Below are 21,420 nucleotides of genomic sequence, written 5' to 3' on the forward strand. Positions count from 1 at the left end.
CATTCATTTGTATAAGCCTCAACCACTATATGGAAAAAAGCCTTCAATGAAAACTGCTAAACATTCCTTTACGCTAAACTGGTTAAAGCTTTCCAGAATAGACAAAAGGATATTGCCCTTGTCCATTCGGCTCACCTAGCCATTTTAATTGCTCACCCAGTCTTTGCGGGAATTCCGCACCCGGCTTGAACCATGCATCCAGGTCGTAAGCCATATTAGGCTGCAAAGAAGCAGTAAATGCACCGGAAACCTGAGACGTGTCTTGATTTCCCTTCGCCGCAATCTGGCTGTCGGTACAACTAATATCAGAAATAATAGTTCCTAGATCCAGATTACCCAATGGTGATGAGACTACGCTCTGATTCCATACTAGATTCGCTTGACCGGTTTCACACCAAGGTGAAGCATATTTATAATCTTTGACGATGAGTTCAAATTGGCCATTCGCGGTAACAGGAGCTGGAATATTTACGTACTTTAGCGCTTGCTCTGCGGGTATGGAGGCCATCAAGTTATTGGCGTAAGGGCCACTAAAGCCATAACCTACCGTTCCTCGGCCAGTTAAACCCAACTCACTATTGCGACCAAAGCGAACATTAAGCTCAGCTTTTCCTTGAATCAATTTCCAAGCTTGTAGATCCCAGTTTACTTCACCGAAACCATATTGCTGCCAAGAGACACTCTTTGCTCTTCCTTGCCACAACGTACCGCTGACTCCTGAGATACTCAAACCATTAATACGAGGCAATTGCTCTATTGCAAATTTGGCAGGTAAGTGAACGATAACGCTACACAAGAATACGACCAACAGTAGAAAGCCGTAAGCTAAAATTTTCTTTAGACTGACACCAATCATTAGCTACCCGCTCTCTTAAACTGCAATCTCTTCACCTCGACAATCCCGTTTTTTTCGGTTTCGTTGATATCAAAAAAGGCAACGTCTACCCCTTTTTCTTGGCGTAAATACAGTAACCAATTCATCAAGCGATTAAACGCCACTGGCTGAACCCAAACTTGAACCATATCGTCTCGAGGTTGAAGGCGTATCAGCTCGATATTAAATCGTCCTGTTGAGGTCGATAATAATTGGTTTAACGGCTCATTGGAGATAGAGGGAGCGCCACTGGTTTTTCGCAACTCAGTAATTGCATTAGCTTCTTTTTGTACCCAGCCCAGCAGTTGAGTTTCACTGACTAAACGGGCTTGTGCCAATTCATTCTTCTGTTTGAGTGGTGCAAAGCCTCCCCAATACAGCAAAGCAGCAACACCAAAACCAATAGCAATAATCAACATACGCTGCTCACGAAGGCTGATACTGCTCCAATACCCTAGGATAGCTTGTTGTAACCCGCGCATTACTCCACCTTCAATACATAACTGCTGCTGACCAAGTCACCGTTCCGGTTAATTTGCCCTTGGTCTACCAAAAACTTCTCAGAAAAGGCAACTCTTAGCTGCTCAAAGGTCTGGAAGTCACTCGCTTGAGCTTGAATACGCAACTCTTCGCGGTCACCGTCAAACTTAATGCTCTGTATTTTAACTTTACTTTTATCTTTGAGAGCCGTTTGTACTTCAAGTAACCAACTAATCAAAGGTGCATCTACCGTGCCACCACTCAATCGGGTTTTTTCATCACTCATTTGACGCTTGAGATAACTCACTGTTGGGATACGACGTTTATCAGGAAAAACCTCTCTAAATATTCGTTCACTCTCTGTCCTATATGCCGTTGCCTGAGCCTCTATTTGGCTGACTTGGGTATAGGTATTAATACCGAAAATGACCAATAGCACTAATGCGGCAATAGCTGGAGCCTGCCAGAGTTTAATGTTTTTAAGCCAAGAGGATTGTCGCTTAAACTCACCCGATAATAAGTTAATCGTCGAAAGCTGTGCGTTCTTAGCCAGTAGAGCCATAGGTAGCTCTGCTGGTAAAGCCTCGATTTTTGGGCTTTCAATACTAGCTAATGATTCAGGGATTGAACCAAAGCATTGTATATGGACAGATTCTTCAGGAAGTGATGCTTCCTCTTCATCGCTTTCAATCGTGAATGGTGGACGAGTCAATGCATAGGATACTAATGCCTCTGGCAGCACTATACCTTGATAATCATTCTGGCGAATCAAGCAGTAACCTTGCCAAGGAAGCATAGTGATATTGCTACCATCCAAAGGCATAGATAATACATCAGGCAAAACACGATGAAGCTCAATACCCGCTTCAGAGAAGCGTTCAATGCAGTGATGAAGATAGTCTCTATCTACCGCAGCTACCCATGCCTTATCACCCACCTGTTTGAGTATCGAGAAATGCAACTCATCAATGTCTTGAGCCAGTTCTTCTTCCAACAAAAATGGCAACATCGTTGAGAACTGGCGAGAGGCACCCGCAGGTACTCCAACCTCTCGTAAAGCCACATCTTGGCCATCCAATAACAAAGCAACGCTTCGCTCAGCAGCATAGGAAGTTAACTCTTCTAATTCCTCTAAGCCACTGAGTTCTCCACTAGCAATGATCTCGTTTTCTGTCGACGACCAAACTAACCATGGGATTGTTTTTAAATTCTGCCTACTGAGCCGAACTGTCAGGATTTCGCTCACTAATTCCTCCAAATCGTCGGCGTACTACTCGCGATTCGTCTTGATTTTCACTATAAAGCAGGCTCCTCAAGCGAACTCGGGCATCCTGCACAAATACTTCTGCGTCTAGCTCAAAATAACGGCTATCGACAGATAGGTATTCCTTCGCCTTATTTTTTACTTCAGCACTGATACTGGCAATATTGCCTTCAGCTAAGAAATCATCCGTGCTCTCCCATCCATCATACGGACGGTCTTCAATAACCTGTTTCGCCTGATCATCACTCAAGGCAGGTTCAAACAGTGCGACCAAAAGCTTAGATTGCCATGGTCTCAGTGTATTCACATTGATGCGTAAATCATCGGTAGGAAGCGCGCATGCTAACCATGAGATGCGCCTCATTGATGGGCCATCCATCTGATAAACACTACGAAGCTCACTCAAGTCAGCAATCAAGCCATTTGCAGCCATGTAAGAGGGAGACAATCCTTCATAAGTGGCATCTTCGACACCAGACTGAGTCACCACTCCATCGTCTTTATCTAGATATTCCCACGTAGAGTCGGCAACAACTTCCGCTTGATAACTGTCTAGCCCTACCTCTTCTAGCAAGGTTCGCCACACCTGAAGTAAGTATGGGCGAGAACTGGAAGTGGGGTCGATATTGACTGCGGCCAGTGAATTAACGTTAAAACACGCCTGCATATCCCTAACACCCCCCCTCGCCTCGCCATAATCCAACGGGTAGGATTGCTCCTCTAACGCCCATGGTTGACTTAGATTGACAGTATCTCCGTCCTCTAAGCTCTCCTCGATACCGTATCTAGCTAATGCCTCAACACCGATAGCATACCAGTAGGCTTGTTGGTTATTGACTTGGCTGCTTGCTCTATCCACCCCCAGCACCAATCGCTCTGACATGGTGGCAGCAATGGCTGTCATGATAGCCAACAGAAGCAACACCACTAACAGAGCAACGCCTCGCTGATTACCTTGGCCTTTCATTCGTTGTAAATTACTGTGGCGTATCTTCATTAATCCTCTCAAGCTGACCATCAGCAGTTAGGTAGATACGCTCGAGCTTGCCATAATCTTCGAGGGTTAAATGTACTGCGATTGCCTTTGGCAATGCGTTACTGTCTTCCCACTCTTCTAACCAACTCTCTCCGTTGTAAAAACGAATATCAAACTCCTCGACCTTATCAAGAAGCGGAGTCACGATGCCTTGCTGTCCAGCAGGAGTGTCTGGGTATCGCCACCAAACTCGCTCAAGCTTATTATCTCGAACTCGGTAGCCTACTTTAGTGACTTCTCCGCGAGGAAATTGCTGCTGTGGGTTAATCCAACCTAAACGAGTAAACAGCACGCCCTTTTCATCGGAATCAAGTAGGTTATCCTGCCAATAAATAAGACCTTCACCAGCTTCTTGTCCATCGTTGCGAAAGCGACGAATCGCTATCTGACGAAAGTCACTATCTAAATAGACTAAAGATGCCTGCAACTGCTGCAAACGGCCTAATTTTTCTTGAGACTGCTGATTACTCAGCTGAGTCTGAAATACCAACTGATACGCAGCCATACTGAGGCTTGCAAATACTGAGATCGCCACTAGTACTTCAATCAGGGTAAAGCCTTTCGCTTTTTTATAACGGTACATAACTTCTTACCGTTACTAGAGGACTATCCATTTTTTCATCTAGAGCCACACTGACATCAACCGCCCGTAAATAATCATTGCCCGTTGAGATTGGCGTAATGGACCAATACCACGTATAACCGGCTAATTCAGATGTGCCTTTGCGTGCTGCTTTAGGTGGCTCGGCCAGCATCATTAGTGCCATTTGGTTATCCACTACCATGCCAGCAAAGGTTTTTTGCTCAAGATAGCCGATACTATTGATGTGTTGAGTGACAGCTCTAACAACGCTAATAGAAGCCGTTGCAAAGATGGCTAAAGCAATCAAAACCTCAAGTAATGTCATACCTCTAGAAGACTTCATCATCGAACTCCTCACCCGGCTTTAGTAATCGAAAGCTGCCATTTTCTAGCGCCATTACACGCCAATTTTGATCACCTTGGGCTTCTGAGCTCGGATGGATATAGACTTCAAATGGTGTCAATTCACCACTAGACAAAATAAAGACTTGGGGCGGTGCCTCTTTATCTTTATCCTCTTCCTCCGCGAACATGTCCTCATCGAACAGTGATCCCTCTTCAAACAAGCTGTCCTTCTTTCCCCACACACCATCACCCAATTCCCAGGCGAGTGTTAAGCCATCTTCAAGCTCAGTATCTGCTGGGATCCTTCGGTGCTCTAGTGCCTGCCAACCCTCTCGGGTCAGCTGCAAAAGTCGATACTTATTACCAGCGGGATCAAAACGAACACCAAGATCCCAACCATTCAGTATCGCATCTTGATGCAGTAGGTTGAGACGTTGATAAAACTGTTGTGCACGAGTCTTTGCTGCATCTGAACTGCTAGTGGGCAAATTGACCACCACGGCTATAGCGCTGACCGACACCAAGACCATGACCAACATGATCTCTAGGAGCGTAAAGCCACGCTGTCGTTTATCACGTCTCACTATGAATACGTATTATTGGAAATCTTGTAGATTCCAGTTACCGATATCAGAAGATGAACCTTCACCACCCTCTTGACCATCAGCACCTAGAGTAAAGATATCAATGTTGCCGTTATCACCAGGACTCAGGTACTGGTAATCGTTGCCCCATGGGTCTTTCGGAAGACGACGAATATAGCCATCATTACGGTAGTTACGAGGCTCAGGAGAACCTGTTGGACGACTCACCAATGCTTCCAAACCTTGGTCTGTGGTTGGATAAACACTGTTGTCTAGCTTGTACATATCAAGTACATTTTCCAACGCAACGATATCGGTAATCGCTTTCTGTTGGTCAGCTTTCTCCTTGTTACCCAAAAGGTTAGGCACAACAAAGCTTGCCAAGATACCTAGAATAACGACAACAACCATAACCTCTAGCAAGGTAAAGCCCTGTTGCTTTTTGTTATATTTCATTTTTTTCTCCATACACTCGGGCAAAAACATTAGGCGCCCGAAACCAAATTATTCAACTCAAGCAGCGGCATCATAGTCGCTACCACAATAAACAATACAATTCCTGCCATAAATACGATCAGTAGTGGTTCAAAGATACCTAAAGCAAGGTTCACTTGCGATTCAAAGTCTTGGTCTTGGTTATCCGCAGCGCGCGTCAGCATTTGCTCCAACTCACCAGACTGTTCACCACTCGCAATCATATGTAGCATCATCGGAGGGAACAGCTTACTTTGCTGCAGAGAATGTCGAAGGCTTGCGCCTTCTCGCACCTTATCAGACGCTTCAAATACCTGCTTCTTAAAGAATTTATTCCCCATTACCTCGGCTGCAACTCGCATACCATCTAACAAGGGGATAGCACTAGCAGAGCAAATCGCGAGTGTACGTGCAAAACGAGAGGTATTGAGCCCTCTAGCAACTCGCCCGATAACCGGTACCTTAAGTACTTTATGATCCCAGCTTAACCTAAGCGCAGGCTTCCGTAATAAAATCTTAGTACCCACAATTAAGGCTAAAATACTGCCAACCAGTAACACGCCATAGTCTTGAACAAAGTCACTGGCGTTAATCAAAATTTGAGTAGAAACAGGTAACTCTTGCCCCATTTGGATAAATTGGTCAACGATCTTAGGTACTACTGTCGCTAACAAAAAGCCAATTACACCCACCGCAATTAGGGTAAGCATGATTGGGTAAATCATGGCTTGTTGCAGCTTAGAGCGAAGCTGCTGACGTTTTTCTGCATAGTCCGCCAGACGCTCTAATACCGCATCTAAGTGTCCAGATTTTTCACCTGCAGAGACCATAGCGCAAAAGAGATCGTCAAAAATGGCAGGATATTCGCGCATACTATCAGCGAGAGTGTAGCCTTCAACAACCTTTGAGCGAACACTGACCAACATGCTACGAATCCGCGCTTTTTCTGATTGCTCAGCCACCGCTCTTAAACACTCTTCAAGTGGCATTCCCGCCTGCACTAAGGTAGACAACTGACGAGTTAACAAAGCAAGATCAGGAGTACTAATTCCACGCTGAAAGCCCTTTGACTTAGCCGCTTCTTGCTTGGCTTTGGTTTCGGTTATTTCAACCGGCATCAGGCCCTGTTCTTTCAGACGATGTCTTACCTGACGAGCATTATCACCCTCGATAACACCTTTTTTTTGACGTCCTTTTACATCCAGTGCCTTGTATTCAAATGCCGCCATTACTCTTCCCTAGTCACTCGCATTACTTCTTCAAGGGTAGTCTTGCCAGCTCTCACTTTGTCCAGACCATCATGACGGATACTTGGAGTAGACGCTCGAATGGCTAATTCGATCTCTTGCTCACTCTGCTCGCCATGAATCAGTTCCTGTACTTTTTCATCAACAACTAGCAGTTCGTGAATACCTGTTCGGCCTTTATAACCCTTATGGTTACAATGTTCACAGCCATTAGGTTTATGCAAAACCAGATCATCCTCAGGTTGTAGGTTGAACAGTTTTTTCTGCTCAGCATCTGCTTGGAAAGGTTGCTTACATTGTTGGCACAAAGTACGTACCAAACGTTGAGCTAAGATACCTAGCAATGACGAGGAGATAAGAAATGGTTCTATACCCATATCTCGCAATCGAGTGATCGTACCCACCGCGGTATTAGTGTGTAGCGTTGACATAACTAAGTGACCAGTCAAAGACGCCTGTACCGCGATCTGTGCGGTCTCAAGGTCACGAATCTCACCGACCATTACGACATCGGGATCTTGACGCAAGATTGCTCTTAATCCGCGAGCAAAGGTCATGTCAACTTTAGGGTTTACCTGTGTTTGTCCAATGCCATCGATATCGAATTCAATAGGGTCCTCTACAGTCAGAATATTGCGCTCAGCACTATTCAATTCCTGCAAGCCTGCATACAAGGTGGTTGATTTACCAGAGCCCGTAGGTCCGGTTACCAAAATAATGCCGTGAGGTCGCTTGATAAGCGTTTGAAAGTTAACGTGGTTGTGGCGCGCCATACCTAAGCTATTTAGATCCAGCTGCGTCGCATTTTTATCGAGAAGACGCATCACCACTCGCTCTCCATGAGACGAAGGCATAGTGGATACACGCACATCTACTGCTCGCCCACCAATCAGCAATGAGATACGACCATCTTGGGGCACGCGCTTCTCGGCGATATCAAGCTTAGCCATAACCTTAACCCTAGACACAAGTAGTGGTGCTAGTTTGCGACTTGGTGCTAGGACGTCACGTAGCACACCATCCACACGGAAACGAATGGACAGTGACTTCTCGAAGGACTCTATATGAATGTCCGAAGCACCTTCTTTGATCGCCTCACCTAGCATGGCATTGATCAATTTGATGATTGGTGCATCATCTTCAGCTTCAAGCAAATCCTCATTTTGTGGCAGCTCTTCTGCCAATGAGAAGAAATCGTCGCTGTCTGCGCCAATATCTTCCATTAACTGTCTCGCTTCAGACGAATCACGCTGATACGCATCGGAAAGCTTTGAGTCAAAACTCTTCTTATCGAGCTCAACCAACTGAATAGGCAGAGACGAAACTCGAGTCACCTCCAGCAGGGTTGAGGTCTGTAGCGGTTCAATGAAAAACAGTTGGTTAGCACTGGCATCTTCATTGGGTTCAAGCACCACGTTAAAGCGCTTGGCAAAGCTAAATGGCAGACGGGTCATGCTCGTCTCAAACCTTGAAAATGCACCACTTTCCATTACTTCGCTTCCACTTGCTCAATAAAGGCTTGTAGCTCAGAAGGTCGACGAGCTTCATCACCAAATTTAGGCATAACAGGCACTAAATCATCAGACATTAGCCTCAGGCCTTCTTCTGCTTTATACAGTTGCTCCGCGCGAATGTAGTTGTATTTACGTTGAGTAATACCATCAGCTGTCATTCCATCACGAATAATTGTTGGCTTAATGAAAACCATCAAGTTTTTCTTTTCAACCTGAGTACTGGTGGATTTAAACAACTGACCTAACCAAGGGATGTCGCCTAAGATTGGCACTTTAGATTCACTCTCTAACGCACGTTCATCAACTAGGCCACCTAGAACCAACATCTCACCATCTTGAATCATTACTGATGTATTTAATTGGCGCTTAGCAAATCGAACATCTACCGCTCCATTGGCTCCCAATACATTAGACACTTCTTGTTCAATTTGAAGCTGAACAGAATCACCCTCGTTGATCTGTGGTATCACCTTCAACTTGATACCCACTTCTTTTCGGTCAACGGTTTGGAACGGATTGTCATTGTTTGAGCCTGATGTCGAACCCGTCAGTACCGGTACCTCTTCACCAACTATGAATGATGCCTCTCCATTATCCATTACGGTAATACTCGGAGATGACAGAATATTTGAATTCGAGTCTGTAGCAACCGCACTAATTAACGCAGTCCAATCTCCCATTGCTAGACTAATCGCCGCACCATTCACACCACCCAGTGCTGCAGCCAGGGCAGTATAATCACCTGCTTCAGTTGTGGTTTCATTTCGTAGGAAATTGCCGTTTTCATCGTATACCGCAGTCGTGGATTCGGTATCTTTCGCTTCTTCAAGACCCACCATTACCTGACCAATCGGTGCTCCTGTATTGCCATACTGGATCATTGCACCCGTTTCTAGGTTACCCCATTGCACACCAAGGTTGATGCCATCACCCTCGGACATTTCTACAATCAAGGCTTCAATAAGTACCTGAGCTCGGCGAATATCTAACTGCGCAATAATGTCTCGTAGCGCCTTCATAATATCGGGTGGCGCAGTAATCACGAGGGAGTTAGTCCCCTTATGTGACGAAATCATTACCTCAGAATTAGGATTTCGTATAGCTGCAGCGCCTCCCTGAGCGGTTTTCTTAGCCGCAGCTAGGTTGTCAGAGACCCCTTTAAGTACTTCTACAAGATCTTCAGCATTAGCATTTTTGAGGTAAATAACTTGGTTATTGCCCTTAACCGCCATCTCTTTATCTAGTTGAGATACCACCGTTCTTAGGCGCTTTCGTACTTGTGGATCGCCTGAGATCAACACTGAGTTGGTTCGCTCATCTGCAACCAGTTTAGGCTGTAGGAAGGCTGGTGTATTTTTTGCATCGGTGGTCTTGTTCAACGCCTCAACAATACGGACCATCTCTGCTGCAGACGCATTTTTAAGTTCGACAACCTCAATAGATTTATCACCAGCTTGGTCAACACGTTCGATGATTTCGGCCAAGCGATTTACTACCGCAGCACGACCTGTAATCAGTATAATGTTGGCAGGGTCATAGTGAACTACGTTACCGGCACCAGCATTGTCATTCAATTGACGTAGTAGTGGCGAGAGTTCACGAACAGAAACATTGCGCACAGCGACAACACGAGTCACAACTGCATCGCCTTTGACGTTAGAATCACCAACTACTGGAACGGCTGAGGTTTTCGCATCTTTAGCTTTTATGACTTTAAGTACACCGTTTTCCATTTCAACAACGGCAAACCCATACACTTCAAGAACACTAAGGAAAAACTGGTAATACTGCTCTTCGTTGAGCACATCATAGCTACGCACATCGATTTTGCCCCTAACTGTAGGGTCAACAATGATGGTTTTTTCTAAGTTACGTCCGACGATATTGATAAATTCGCCAATATCCGTTCCCTTGAAGCTGGCGCTAAATTCATTGGCGCTGAATGCGGGCGCACACGCCAAACTTCCCATCAACAGCCATGCGCTCTTGCTAAACCAACTTTTCACTTAATACTCCCAAAAAAATCAATGGCATTCCATGCCGAGCATGGCCTTCATAATTGAGCCGATGCTTCCTAGTCGATAACAACTCTGTTACCAAACTATAGTTGTAAATAAATATCGTAGCGTTGACCATCTCGCTCAACGGTGAGGTTAATCTCACTTAAATCGCCTAAAGACTTCCAAACCTGCCCCATTGCTGACGGCTCTGTAAGGTCGGCTCCATTTAGTTCTACTGCTATATCGCCATCTTGTAGGCCCACAGAATCAAACAAAGCACGCTCGCGCCCTGGGCGAACACGATAACCCACCAACTTACCGTCACGATTAACTTGAGATAGACGAATATACTTGAGGAACTGTTGAGGATTCTCTGATATTGCTGCTTTGATAGAATCTAGATCACCTAGATCGACCTGTGGATTGTTACCCTGAACGTTCGATTGAGGCTGTTGCTTCGCAATTTCTTGTACATCCGCGACGCGCTTATATTCTATCCCCTCTAACATTAAGGTTTCATTACGGCCTTGGTTTTCGATGATAACTCTATCTTTTAACACGTTATGCAACTGCGCTCGCGTGCCATCAATCGTCTCACCAATTCCATAAGTATCCTGATTTCCTCTGTTAGCAATAACCGCTAAGCTGTTTTTTTGATTGCTACTGGCAACCACACCTACCAATACAAGATTTAGACGTGTTTTCGGAGCATCAACGACTTGCTCAACAACCGCAGGGGCATCTTCTGACTCTTCACCAAACAAGTTTGCATTGAGCAGAGGTGCGATATCAGTACCTTGCTGTTGAACAGCATTAGTACCAGCGCTAGTGGTTGAGGGTCTCCAGCGTTCAACTCCTGATTCTGATCCCATTAGATGCCAGAATAAATGACCACACAGCCAAGCGGAGGTGACCAACAAAACAAAAGTCAATCCTCGGGCAATTATCGCCTGCTGATTCACTACACTATTTAGTAGTTGATTGGCTTTGTGCGAGTATGTGGAAAACTTAGACAAAACAGGTCCTTTTGATGTACCGACTTCCATAGTATATGCCACTGAGGCATTGGGGCTACTGGGCTAAACAGGTGCGCAAGATTACCATAAATATCGTTACCAAAATTAGACAGTCAATAAATTCGAATGTAAATAAATGCATTTACTTGAAAAATGATATATCCGTCACCATTAATCAAGCTGCTGGATAACACTTAGAGAGCAAAAATCACTATGAGTTCCAATACCGAGTCTGTAAGACTAGACAAATGGTTATGGGCAGCACGCTTTTATAAGACCCGCTCGATCGCTCGCAACATGATCGATGGCGGCAAGGTCCACTATGAAGGACAGCGTAGCAAACCGAGTAAAATTGTGGAACTAGGGGCTACCATTACCCTACGACAGGGAAATGTTGAAAAAACAGTTAGGATAGAAAAAGTTTCTGACCAACGACGCGGAGCACCTGAGGCGCAAATGCTCTACAGCGAAACAGCTGAGAGCGTGAAAAAGCGAGAACAAACCGCTTTAGAGCGCAAGATGCACGCACATAACCCGAGCCCTGAACGTCGCCCTGATAAAAAACAGCGACGCGATCTGATTAAATTTAAGAACCAATAAGCTGGAGTTTCCAAATGGAAAACAACGTGTTAAATCGTTATTTATTTGAAGATTTATCTGTACGTGGTGAATTAGTACAGCTAGATAAAGCCTATCAAGCCATCCTAGATAGCAAGCAATACCCAGCAGCAGTTCAAACCTTACTTGGCGAACTACTAGTGGCAACATCACTGTTAACAGCAACGTTAAAATTTGAAGGCTCTATCACCCTTCAACTACAGGGCGACGGCCCAGTATCACTGGCAGTCATCAATGGTGACAACAATCAAAAGATGCGCGGTGTTGCTCGCTTTGAAGGCGAGATCGCCGAGACTGCGACTCTTCATGACATGCTAGGCAAAGGTCACCTGGTGATTACTATTTCACCAGACAAAGGCGAGCGCTACCAAGGTGTTGTTGGCCTAGAGGGCAATACCCTTGCAGAGGTTCTCGAGGCTTACTTTGAGCGTTCAGAACAACTTAAAACGCGCCTATGGTTCCGTATTGGCGAACATGAAAGCAAGCCACACGCTGCAGGCATGTTGTTACAGGTTGTTCCTGATGGTACTGGCTCTGCGGATGACTTCGAGCACTTAGAGCAACTAACGGACACAGTGAAGAACGAAGAGTTGTTTGGTCTACCTGCTAATGAGTTGCTATACCGACTATACAACCAAGAAACTGTAAAACTGTTTGAACCACAAGAAGTTGAATTCTTCTGTGGTTGTTCTAGAGAACGCAGCGGTGCAGCAATCATTACTGTGGCACGCGAAGAAATTAACGATATATTGTCGACAGAAGGTAGCGTAGGTTTACATTGTGACTACTGCGGAACCACTTACGACTTTGATGCGGCTCAAGTAGAAGAATTGTTTGCTCACGCTGAGAATAAGCCTACATTGCACTAAGCTCACAGTTTAAGCATTTTATAAACCGGCCAAATGGGCCGGTTTTTTTATATCCATCACTTTTCATAGCGCAATATGTTCATAAAACCCGCATTGACTCGCATTTTTAGCATGAAATATGCCAATTGTGCGCTTTTATGATCAACCTCAAGACTTATTCCTGTCCAAATCCTGAACTACAAAAACGTGATCCTTGTTGAAAAAATAATCAAAAAAGCCATATATAGTCAGTATTAAGAAGATTACTTGCTAGACCAAAATACTTATAAATTCAGTAACTTCAAAATTATTCTTACTATAAATACCCTACAAGGAGCACCTATGACCGTTATGGAACATACTAAGGCTGCAAACATCGATCTTACTCAATATGGTATCAACGGCTCTACCGAAATCGTTCGTAACCCGAGTTACGAAACGCTTTTCGCAGAGGAAACCAGTGAAACATTACAAGGTTACGAAAAGGGCATAGTGACAGAACTAGGCGCTGTAGCGGTAGATACTGGTATTTTCACAGGGCGCTCTCCAAAGGATAAATTCATTGTTAAGGATGACACCACACGTGAAAACATGTGGTGGACAACAGATACGGTTAAGAACGATAACAAGCCTATCGATCAGGCTGTTTGGAATGATCTAAAGCAGCTAGTAACCACCCAACTTTCTAATAAGCGTCTATTTGTAATTGACGGTTATTGTGGCACTAACCCTGATACTCGCCTCGCTGTGCGTATCATCACAGAGGTAGCTTGGCAGGCTCACTTCGTGAAAAACATGTTCTTACGTCCCTCCGAAGAAGAACTTGTAACCTTTAAGCCTGATTTTGTGGTCATGAATGGCGCAAAATGTACCAACGATAAATGGCAAGAGCATGGCTTGAATTCTGAGAACTTCACAGTATTCAACTTAACGGAGAAAATGCAGCTGATCGGTGGCACCTGGTATGGTGGCGAGATGAAGAAAGGCATGTTCGCAATGATGAACTACTTCCTTCCTCTTCAAGACATCGCTTCTATGCACTGCTCGGCGAATATGGGCGAAGAAGGTGATGTCGCGGTATTCTTTGGTTTATCCGGTACAGGTAAAACAACTCTATCGACCGATCCTAAACGTGCATTGATTGGTGATGATGAGCATGGTTGGGATGACGATGGTGTGTTTAACTTTGAGGGAGGTTGCTACGCAAAAACCATCAAGTTATCAAAAGAAGCAGAGCCAGACATCTACAATGCCATTCGTCGTGACGCACTATTAGAGAACGTAACTGTACGTAATGATGGTTCAATCAACTTTGATGACGGTTCAAAGACCGAGAATACTCGAGTCTCTTATCCAATCCATCATATTGAGAATATCGTTAAACCTGTTTCTAAGGGCGGGCATGCGAATAAGGTAATTTTCCTATCTGCAGATGCATTTGGGGTTTTACCACCTGTTTCTAAACTCACCCCAGAGCAGACCAAATATCACTTCCTTTCTGGCTTCACAGCTAAGTTAGCAGGTACTGAGCGTGGCATTACTGAACCAACGCCAACCTTCTCTGCGTGTTTTGGCGCAGCATTCCTAACGCTACATCCAACTAAATATGCAGAAGTTCTAGTGAAGCGTATGGAAGCGGCAGGTGCTGAAGCTTATCTTGTTAATACTGGTTGGAATGGTTCTGGCAAGCGTATCTCTATCCAAGATACTCGCGCTATTATTGATGCCATTCTTGACGGTTCTATCGAGAAAGCAGAAACAGTGACTATCCCCGTGTTTAACCTAGAAGTACCTAAGTCACTACCAGAAGTGAACTCAGAGATATTGGATCCTCGCGATACTTACGTTGACCCATTGCAATGGGAAAGCAAGGCAAATGATTTGGCCGAGCGCTTTATCAATAACTTTGACAAGTATACCGACAATGACGAAGGCAAATCACTAGTTAAAGCTGGACCACAGCTCGATTGATCATTCTTGTTGTGAATCAAGCCCCTGTTTCAGGGGCTTTTTTATTGATAAACAATAAGATATAAGTCATCTTTACCCATACGCAAACACCATTGGGAAATAGGATGAAGGCTGTACTAAAAATCAGTGTCTGGGCGATATTGCTTTTTATAGCAGGGCTTATTGCGCTATTTCTGATCTTACAAACCTCTCATTCAAGCTGGTTAACTCAGCAAATCCTTTCTCGTATAACCAACAATGCGATTCAGATAGAAGAGTCACACTATCAATATCCCGATCAATTGACTCTATCTCGAGTGACCATCCCTCAGCCCAATGACTCTGTTATAGCCATCAATAACCTACAATTAAACTTCGAGGCACAATGGCGTTGGCCTAGACCCCTCTCAATAACCGATGTGCTGATCTCTGGAATCAACCTACCCGAAGGGATCCCTGATAAAAAAGCGCTCGATAGCCTAGTTCAGCATTGGCAGCCTCAGCATATCGAAATCCGAGGTATGGATTTTGCGAGCAACGACGTTATAGCTCGAGGTATTCAACTCACCTACACTCCAAAAGCACCTTATCCTGAAGGATACCTTAATATCGATAGTGAACAGGTGTACTGGAAGGGCGAAGCCTTTGACAACTTTAAAGCCAGAATCAATTACGTTAAGGATAAAACTCAGTTAGACCTTGTCAGTTTTAATTGGCGTGGAGGCGAAATTCAATTCATTGCTGAAGAAAGCAATGATGGCTGGGTGGTCAACGATGCGCTAGTACGAAATATGCAGCTTTCTGAGCCCCTATTTTCTCAATCAGAACCACCGCCATTGATTCCTCTCTTAGAAGACATCATGTTGATTGAACACATAGAGATAGAACGTTCCAGTTGGCAGGCAAATGACCTTGCATTCAACCAAATACATTTGCAGCTAAGCAACTGGGATCTACGCAAAGATTTGTGGACACAAGACAGTTCATTTCAATTTGCAGCAGAGAGCGCTGCTTGGCATGAGCAACTACTATTGGAGCCACAACTATCAGGGCAATTTTCAGCACACAGCATTCAATTCGATAAGTTTAGTTTTTTATTTGAGCAGGGGCAGTTCACGACCAGTGGTCAACTGTCTCAAGATAGCGTGCTCCTTAATGAACTAGAGGTTAAGAACTTAGAATGGAGCATTGAAGACCCTGATATTCATAATGCAGTAATGACATCACTAGATAGTCTAGAGAAAATTGAAATAGAGAAACTTAAGGTAGAGCGCAGTCAAATTATTGATATTTCTACTGACAATCATTGGCAGGCATCAAATATTAACGCCGAAGGTAGAAAGCTGACCCTAAAGAAAAATGGGCAATGGGCGCTTTGGAATGGCTCCTTTGCAGTTAGTGCGAATAGCTTATCCGCATTCGGCATGACATCTATCAAGCCTTATCTAGAGACCGATACTACTGACGGACGATGGCATGTAAGACAGCTATTTGTGCCAATAGATGATGGATTAATCAAAGCAGATTCTACTATTGACCTGGGACTAGCCAGTTATCCATGGCAAATATCAGTTCAGGCTTACGGTTTGCCTTTAGAAAGAATTACACACCCGCTAGATACGGCCATTGATTGGAGAGGACTTGCAGACTTAACTATTGATTTAGGCGGACTGGGCGGCGATGAATTAATGTTAAAACACAGTCTTGATGGTCAGGTAAAAATAGCCCCTCATGACGTGCAGTTAACCTTACCTTTCTCTCCAAAAGATAAACACTCAGTGATCATTCCTGAAGTGAACATCGAAGCAAACAGAGGAATTGTAAAGGTGGCAGAGATTCAATTCGTCAGTCAAGACTTGTCTGGAAGCATACAAGGCAGTGTTGACCTAGTTGATCTAGAAAGAGGCGACATTAAGTTCCACCTCAGCACAGATTGCCTGTCTCTATCTTCAACATTGCCTCAAGGGCGTAATCAAATATCGATGAACTGCCCTAAGGCTGACACTCAAGAAAAACCCTAAACGCTTAGGGTTTTATTAGCTTTTGAGCTCGGCAGTAATACATAAGTACCTGTAAATTCTACCGCTTCTTGTGTGCCACTATAAATAAACACCTTAATAATAATTCGTGCACGACGTCCACCTTCTAGCCTATCAAGATCACCACTAATACCATCCAAGGAGGTACTTGCCTTCGGGCTCTCTTTTACCGGGTGACGATAGCGAATGTTGCTGTCCGCAAGCACGATATCTGCATGAAGATTTCTCTCTTTCATCAACAGCCACGCCATTCCCCACCCTGTCAGCGTCGCTAAGGTAAATGCTGATCCCGCAAACATCGTATTGTGTGGATTAAGGTTTGGATTTAGCTGAGCAACACATTCGAACTTGTAGCCCGTATACTGATTAATCTTAATTCCCATTTTATCACTAATAGGGATCTGCTCTTCCCAGCGACTCTGTAGTTCATTACACCAATCAGGGCGTCGTAATACGTTCGCCATAGGGTCGATAGCTTTAATCATTTGTTGATGGCGTACAGGTCCTCGTTCATCGCTTAATGAACCTTGACTTTCAAAGCCATTATTTCGATAGAACTCAATAGCATCTTCACGAGCATTACACACCAGTCGCTTCACGCCCTCTTCTCTAGCGAGAGACTCTAAAGCGACCATAATCAAAGAACCAACACCTTTGCCCTGACGGTTCTTCTTCACCGCCATATAACGGATCTGTCCATCATCATCAGCAGTAACGTACAAGCGCCCTATGGCAACGGGGCGGCCTCGACTGTCTACGATCATACGATGATGGCTAAGCTCATCGTATTCATCTCTTTCTGAGCCTTTTGGCCTTTGCCAAGGTTCACGTAACATCTGCCAACGAAAGTGATAATATTTCTGTAGCTGGTTTTCTGTACTTGGTGTAATCAGTTTAAACATATGAATTCAGGTCCATTGGAATCAATCAGTTATAGAGCAATGGTCTTAGACTTGAAGCCAGAAGGTAACAGGACCATCATTGACCAGCGAGACCTTCATATCTGCGGCAAATTGACCGCGCTCAGTCGGAAGCACTTCCGCGCACCGATCAGAAAAGTACTCATACAAACGCTCAGCATCGGCAGGTGCCGCGCCACGTGAAAATCCTGCACGAGTTCCTTTCTTAGTGTCGGCAGGTAGCGTGAATTGGGAGACCACTAACACACTACCATCTACTTGCTTCACATTCAGATTCATTTTGTCGTCATCATCACCAAACACACGATAAGTGGTTACCCGCTCCATCAAGCGTTTAGCTTTGGCTTCATCATCATCTCTTTCTACGCCAAGTAAGACTAACAAGCCTTGACCGATATCTCCGACTACTTCACCGTCGACCTTTACTGTGGCCTCACTCACTCTCTGAATCAGAGCTATCACTTCGAATCCTTTTTCTCATTAATTTATCTTGGTAATACAAAAACCATTTAATGCTGAATGGCTCGTTCACCCGCCACACCTCATCTTCACCTAAACTGGCGGTGATTTCGGCCCCGATCAACACTATCATCCAACAAAGATAAATCCACATAAATAACAGAGGGACTGCTGCCAAAGCACCATAGATCAACTGGTATGAAGGAAACTGCGACACGTAGTAAGCAAACAGCTTTTTACTAATTTCAAATAAACAGCCGGCAACGAAGGCACCTGCTAAAGCATGATTAAAGCGAACCTTAATATTAGGCACTAGCAGATAAAGCCCAAAAAAGGCTAGAAAAGAAAAGGTAATAGGCAACAGGCCATATACCAAATGCACCGTATCTTCACTCCAAACTCTTAACGATCCAATATAAGAAGAAAAGACCAAGCTCATACCCACTAATACTGGACCTAAAGTGAGTACCATCCAATACATAGAAAATGAATATACTGTTCGGCGCTTCTTACGAACTCGCCAAATATAGTTGAGGTTTTTATCTATGGCCGAAATCAGTAGCAGGGCAGCAAAGAATAGGAACACTAGCCCTATCGAAGTCATCTTGCCCGTATTGGCAATAAATTCATTTAGGGTGTGCTGAATCGCTTCACCAGCAGCAGGAACAAAATTACTAAACACAAACTGTTGAACTGTATCCCCTGCACCTTCAAATATAGGCACACGCGATAACGCAGTTAAAGTAACCGTTGTTAAAGGGACCAAAGATAATAGAGTGATGTAAGCCATATAACCTGCATTCACAGGCAATCTATCGTGCTTGGCTCTTTGATAGAGGTAGCCAAAGTAATGTAAAAATACATGTACCCAGCTTGGAAGATTAAGCATTTACTGCGTCCTGCTGTAATACCAATAGTGGTTTTAAAATGGAGACGTATTTACAAGTCATCATGACTTGTCGCTTTAAAAATCAATTTATTACGAAAGAAGTTTCAGTTTAGCAAAAAAAACAGCCCCGCAGAAGTGAGCCAAAAAAGGGACTCCTGCGGGGCTGCACTCAGACCATGCTATGCACTCAATGCATAGCTAGTTTGAGATTAGATTACTTAGCTGGACGAGCTGCACGCTTACGCTCATTTTCAGTAAGAAGTTTCTTACGAATACGAACGTTTAATGGCGTTACTTCTACTAGTTCATCTTCATCGATAAACTCAAGAGCCTGCTCTAGAGTGTGCTTGATCGGTGGAGAAAGAACTTGTGCTTCATCCGTACCAGATGCACGAACGTTAGTTAGCTGCTTACCTTTCAGACAGTTTACTGTTAAATCATTTGAACGGTTATGAATACCGATAACTTGACCTTCATAAACTTCATCTGCGTGCTCAGCAAATAGGCGACCACGAGCTTGAAGGAAAAACAAAGCGTAAGTCAGTGCTTTACCAGTCGCGTTTGAAACTAGAACGCCATTGTTACGCTGACCAATGATACCGCCCTTGTAAGGACCGTAGTGATCGTATGAGTGGTAAATAAGACCAGAACCAGACGTCATTGTTAGGAATTCAGTTTGGAAGCCAATAAGACCACGAGAAGGCATCATAAAGTCCATGCGAACACGGCCTTTGCCATCTGGTGCCATATCCGTTAGTTCACCTTTACGAAGACCAATGCTTTCCATGATTGCACCTTGGTGCTCATCAAGTACATCGATAGTAACCGTTTCAAACGGTTCCATTTTCTGTCCGTCTTCTTCTTTAATGATTACTTCTGGACGAGATACTGCAAGCTCAAAGCCTTCACGACGCATGTTCTCGATCAGGATAGATAGGTGAAGTTCACCACGGCCTGATACACGGAAACGGTCTGGACTTTCAGTTTCTTCAACGCGTAATGCAACGTTGTGAACTAGTTCTTTCTCTAGACGCTCAAGGATATTACGTGAAGTAACGAACTTACCTTCTTTACCCGCAAACGGAGACGTGTTTACTTGGAAAGTCATGGTTACTGTTGGTTCATCAACAGATAACGCTTCCATTGCTTCAACATTGTTTACGTCACAGATAGTGTCTGAAATTTTCAGCTCACCAAGGCCTGTAATTGCGATAATGTCACCGGCATTAGCTTGATCAACTTCATGACGGTCAAGACCTAGGTAACCTAGAACCGTACCTACTTTACCGTTACGTTTTTTACCTTCAGCATTAACGATAGTTACTTGCTGGTTTGGCTTAACGCTACCACGAGTTACACGACATACACCGATAACACCAACGTAAGAGCTGTAATCTAGTTGAGAAACTTGCATTTGCAGTGGGCCATCAAGATCAACTGATGGTGCTTCAACTGTATCAACAACAGCTTGGAACAATGGTTCCATGTTCTCGCCTACTTCACCTTCTTCCATTGTCGCCCAGCCATTAAGAGCTGAAGCGTAAACAACGGTAAAGTCCAACTGCTCATCAGTTGCACCTAGGTTGTCAAATAGATCGAAAACTTGATCCATAACCCAATCAGGGCGAGCACCAGGGCGGTCAATCTTGTTGATTACAACGATTGGCTTAAGACCGTGTGCAAATGCTTTTTGTGTTACGAAGCGAGTTTGAGGCATTGGGCCGTCAACTGCATCTACGATAAGCAAAACAGAATCAACCATAGACATGATACGCTCAACTTCACCACCGAAATCGGCGTGTCCTGGAGTATCTACGATGTTGATGCGGTAATCATTCCAGTTAATTGCAGTATTTTTTGCAAGAATGGTAATACCACGTTCTTTCTCGATGTCGTTCGAGTCCATTACGCGCTCTTCAGCTTCACCACGAGACTCAAGCGTACCCGATTGCTGTAGCAGCTTATCAACCAATGTTGTTTTACCATGGTCAACGTGCGCAATGATGGCGATGTTTCTTAACTTATCAATCTGTGGAGTAGACATGAATAGAGTTCACTCAGTAGCGTCTCGACGGTTTGTCGATGACAGGAATTAAAAAAATTTGCGGTAATGTATCAGATTTTAGCCAAAATCCCAACAAGATGTGATCTATACCGTACTTATTAATGAATTAATGCCCTCTATTTAACCTTCAGCTCAGAAAATATCACTAGCTTCCCTCTTTTAGTAACTCTATTTATCTTTTACAGGCTATCTTTCATCGCACCAATCTAGGGCGA

20 protein-coding genes are annotated in these 21,420 nt (G+C 44.2%); 4 read left to right on the plus strand and 16 right to left on the minus strand.

From position 1 onward, the window contains the following. Positions 1 to 82: 82 nt before the first annotated feature. From OCU48_RS12500 to gspC, 12 genes are all read right to left on the minus strand, one after another. Positions 83 to 856: a type II secretion system protein N gene (locus OCU48_RS12500; protein WP_141345614.1), complete on the minus strand. Its 774-nt coding sequence runs from the start codon at positions 854 to 856 to the stop codon at positions 83 to 85. Next, positions 856 to 1,356: a type II secretion system protein GspM gene (gene gspM / locus OCU48_RS12505; RefSeq protein ID WP_141345613.1), complete on the minus strand. Its 501-nt coding sequence runs from the start codon at positions 1,354 to 1,356 to the stop codon at positions 856 to 858. Before gspM ends, OCU48_RS12500 begins: the two co-directional genes overlap by 1 nt. Next, positions 1,356 to 2,600, minus strand: a complete 1,245-nt coding sequence (gene gspL / locus OCU48_RS12510; protein WP_167496186.1) for a type II secretion system protein GspL — start codon at positions 2,598 to 2,600, stop codon at positions 1,356 to 1,358. The genes gspM and gspL overlap by 1 nt, the downstream gene beginning before the upstream one ends. Continuing rightward, positions 2,569 to 3,615 carry a type II secretion system minor pseudopilin GspK gene (gspK, locus tag OCU48_RS12515; protein WP_141345612.1) on the minus strand — a complete coding sequence of 349 codons (1,047 nt, stop codon included), beginning with the start codon at positions 3,613 to 3,615 and terminating at the stop codon, positions 2,569 to 2,571. The genes gspL and gspK overlap by 32 nt, the downstream gene beginning before the upstream one ends. Then, positions 3,596 to 4,237, minus strand: coding sequence for a type II secretion system minor pseudopilin GspJ (gene gspJ / locus OCU48_RS12520; protein ID WP_141345611.1), 642 nt, complete (start codon positions 4,235 to 4,237; stop codon positions 3,596 to 3,598). Before gspJ ends, gspK begins: the two co-directional genes overlap by 20 nt. Continuing rightward, entirely contained in the window at positions 4,224 to 4,580 is a 357-nt protein-coding gene (gene gspI / locus OCU48_RS12525) for a type II secretion system minor pseudopilin GspI (protein WP_141345610.1), read from the minus strand. The genes gspJ and gspI overlap by 14 nt, the downstream gene beginning before the upstream one ends. Next, positions 4,567 to 5,166, minus strand: coding sequence for a type II secretion system minor pseudopilin GspH (gene gspH / locus OCU48_RS12530; protein WP_141345609.1), 600 nt, complete (start codon positions 5,164 to 5,166; stop codon positions 4,567 to 4,569). Before gspH ends, gspI begins: the two co-directional genes overlap by 14 nt. 12 nt (positions 5,167 to 5,178) lie before the next feature. Then, on the minus strand, positions 5,179 to 5,622 hold the full coding sequence (gene gspG, locus OCU48_RS12535) for a type II secretion system major pseudopilin GspG (protein WP_141345608.1): 444 nt from the start codon (positions 5,620 to 5,622) through the stop codon (positions 5,179 to 5,181). Positions 5,623 to 5,651: 29 nt separating this feature from the next. Then, positions 5,652 to 6,869, minus strand: a complete 1,218-nt coding sequence (gspF, locus tag OCU48_RS12540) for a type II secretion system inner membrane protein GspF (protein WP_141345607.1) — start codon at positions 6,867 to 6,869, stop codon at positions 5,652 to 5,654. Beyond that, positions 6,869 to 8,377, minus strand: a complete 1,509-nt coding sequence (gene gspE / locus OCU48_RS12545) for a type II secretion system ATPase GspE (RefSeq protein ID WP_141345606.1) — start codon at positions 8,375 to 8,377, stop codon at positions 6,869 to 6,871. Before gspE ends, gspF begins: the two co-directional genes overlap by 1 nt. Beyond that, complete coding sequence (gspD, locus tag OCU48_RS12550; RefSeq protein WP_141345605.1) at positions 8,377 to 10,407, minus strand: type II secretion system secretin GspD; 2,031 nt, start codon at positions 10,405 to 10,407, stop codon at positions 8,377 to 8,379. The genes gspE and gspD overlap by 1 nt, the downstream gene beginning before the upstream one ends. 95 nt (positions 10,408 to 10,502) lie before the next feature. Beyond that, positions 10,503 to 11,447 (minus strand): type II secretion system protein GspC, encoded by a 945-nt coding sequence (gene gspC, locus OCU48_RS12555; RefSeq protein ID WP_141345604.1) that lies wholly within the window; start codon positions 11,445 to 11,447, stop codon positions 10,503 to 10,505. Between the two features lie 183 nt (positions 11,448 to 11,630). Here gspC and hslR point away from each other — a divergent pair, with 183 nt between their 5' ends. The 4 genes from hslR to OCU48_RS12575 all read left to right on the plus strand — a co-directional run bounded on the left by hslR (position 11,631) and on the right by OCU48_RS12575 (position 16,854). Continuing rightward, positions 11,631 to 12,017 carry a ribosome-associated heat shock protein Hsp15 gene (gene hslR, locus OCU48_RS12560; protein WP_141345603.1) on the plus strand — a complete coding sequence of 129 codons (387 nt, stop codon included), beginning with the start codon at positions 11,631 to 11,633 and terminating at the stop codon, positions 12,015 to 12,017. A gap of 14 nt (positions 12,018 to 12,031) precedes the next feature. Beyond that, positions 12,032 to 12,904 (plus strand): Hsp33 family molecular chaperone HslO, encoded by an 873-nt coding sequence (gene hslO / locus OCU48_RS12565; protein WP_141345602.1) that lies wholly within the window; start codon positions 12,032 to 12,034, stop codon positions 12,902 to 12,904. A 321-nt stretch (positions 12,905 to 13,225) separates the two neighbouring features. Further along, positions 13,226 to 14,854 (plus strand): phosphoenolpyruvate carboxykinase (ATP), encoded by a 1,629-nt coding sequence (gene pckA, locus OCU48_RS12570; RefSeq protein WP_141345601.1) that lies wholly within the window; start codon positions 13,226 to 13,228, stop codon positions 14,852 to 14,854. 104 nt (positions 14,855 to 14,958) lie between these two features. Beyond that, positions 14,959 to 16,854, plus strand: a complete 1,896-nt coding sequence (locus tag OCU48_RS12575) for an AsmA family protein (RefSeq protein ID WP_141345600.1) — start codon at positions 14,959 to 14,961, stop codon at positions 16,852 to 16,854. Here the strand turns inward: OCU48_RS12575 and OCU48_RS12580 are convergent. From OCU48_RS12580 to typA, 4 genes are all read right to left on the minus strand, one after another. After that, complete coding sequence (locus OCU48_RS12580; protein ID WP_141345599.1) at positions 16,851 to 17,774, minus strand: bifunctional GNAT family N-acetyltransferase/hotdog fold thioesterase; 924 nt, start codon at positions 17,772 to 17,774, stop codon at positions 16,851 to 16,853. The genes OCU48_RS12575 and OCU48_RS12580 overlap by 4 nt on opposite strands. A gap of 45 nt (positions 17,775 to 17,819) precedes the next feature. Next, complete coding sequence (dtd, locus tag OCU48_RS12585) at positions 17,820 to 18,254, minus strand: D-aminoacyl-tRNA deacylase (protein ID WP_141345598.1); 435 nt, start codon at positions 18,252 to 18,254, stop codon at positions 17,820 to 17,822. Further along, a complete protein-coding gene (locus OCU48_RS12590; RefSeq protein ID WP_141345597.1) occupies positions 18,226 to 19,140 on the minus strand; it encodes a virulence factor BrkB family protein in 915 nt (304 codons plus the stop codon). Before OCU48_RS12590 ends, dtd begins: the two co-directional genes overlap by 29 nt. 214 nt (positions 19,141 to 19,354) lie before the next feature. Continuing rightward, the gene (gene typA / locus OCU48_RS12595; RefSeq protein ID WP_141345596.1) at positions 19,355 to 21,184 is read right to left on the minus strand and encodes a translational GTPase TypA; all 1,830 of its coding nucleotides are present in this window, start codon (positions 21,182 to 21,184) and stop codon (positions 19,355 to 19,357) included. Between the last annotated feature and the right edge of the window lie 236 nt (positions 21,185 to 21,420).

Source organism: Vibrio inusitatus, from assembly GCA_024346935.1.
Taxonomy (GTDB): Bacteria; Pseudomonadota; Gammaproteobacteria; order Enterobacterales; family Vibrionaceae; genus Vibrio; species Vibrio inusitatus.

Bases quoted from the DNA above. Each gene is read 5' to 3' on its own strand.
- gspM (WP_141345613.1), bottom strand. From the start codon at position 1,356: ATGCGCGGGTTACAACAAGCTATCCTAGGGTATTGGAGCAGTATCAGC.
- gspK (WP_141345612.1), bottom strand. From the start codon at position 3,615: ATGAAGATACGCCACAGTAATTTACAACGAATGAAAGGCCAAGGTAAT.
- hslO (WP_141345602.1), top strand. From the start codon at position 12,032: ATGGAAAACAACGTGTTAAATCGTTATTTATTTGAAGATTTATCTGTA.
- gspI (WP_141345610.1), bottom strand. From the start codon at position 4,580: ATGAAGTCTTCTAGAGGTATGACATTACTTGAGGTTTTGATTGCTTTA.
- gspG (WP_141345608.1), bottom strand. From the start codon at position 5,622: ATGAAATATAACAAAAAGCAACAGGGCTTTACCTTGCTAGAGGTTATG.
- OCU48_RS12590 (WP_141345597.1), bottom strand. From the start codon at position 19,140: ATGCTTAATCTTCCAAGCTGGGTACATGTATTTTTACATTACTTTGGC.
- typA (WP_141345596.1), bottom strand. From the start codon at position 21,184: ATGTCTACTCCACAGATTGATAAGTTAAGAAACATCGCCATCATTGCG.
- gspE (WP_141345606.1), bottom strand. From the start codon at position 8,377: ATGGAAAGTGGTGCATTTTCAAGGTTTGAGACGAGCATGACCCGTCTG.
- OCU48_RS12500 (WP_141345614.1), bottom strand. From the start codon at position 856: ATGATTGGTGTCAGTCTAAAGAAAATTTTAGCTTACGGCTTTCTACTG.
- OCU48_RS12580 (WP_141345599.1), bottom strand. From the start codon at position 17,774: ATGTTTAAACTGATTACACCAAGTACAGAAAACCAGCTACAGAAATAT.
- hslR (WP_141345603.1), top strand. From the start codon at position 11,631: ATGAGTTCCAATACCGAGTCTGTAAGACTAGACAAATGGTTATGGGCA.
- gspF (WP_141345607.1), bottom strand. From the start codon at position 6,869: ATGGCGGCATTTGAATACAAGGCACTGGATGTAAAAGGACGTCAAAAA.
- OCU48_RS12575 (WP_141345600.1), top strand. From the start codon at position 14,959: ATGAAGGCTGTACTAAAAATCAGTGTCTGGGCGATATTGCTTTTTATA.
- gspC (WP_141345604.1), bottom strand. From the start codon at position 11,447: ATGGAAGTCGGTACATCAAAAGGACCTGTTTTGTCTAAGTTTTCCACA.
- pckA (WP_141345601.1), top strand. From the start codon at position 13,226: ATGACCGTTATGGAACATACTAAGGCTGCAAACATCGATCTTACTCAA.
- gspJ (WP_141345611.1), bottom strand. From the start codon at position 4,237: ATGTACCGTTATAAAAAAGCGAAAGGCTTTACCCTGATTGAAGTACTA.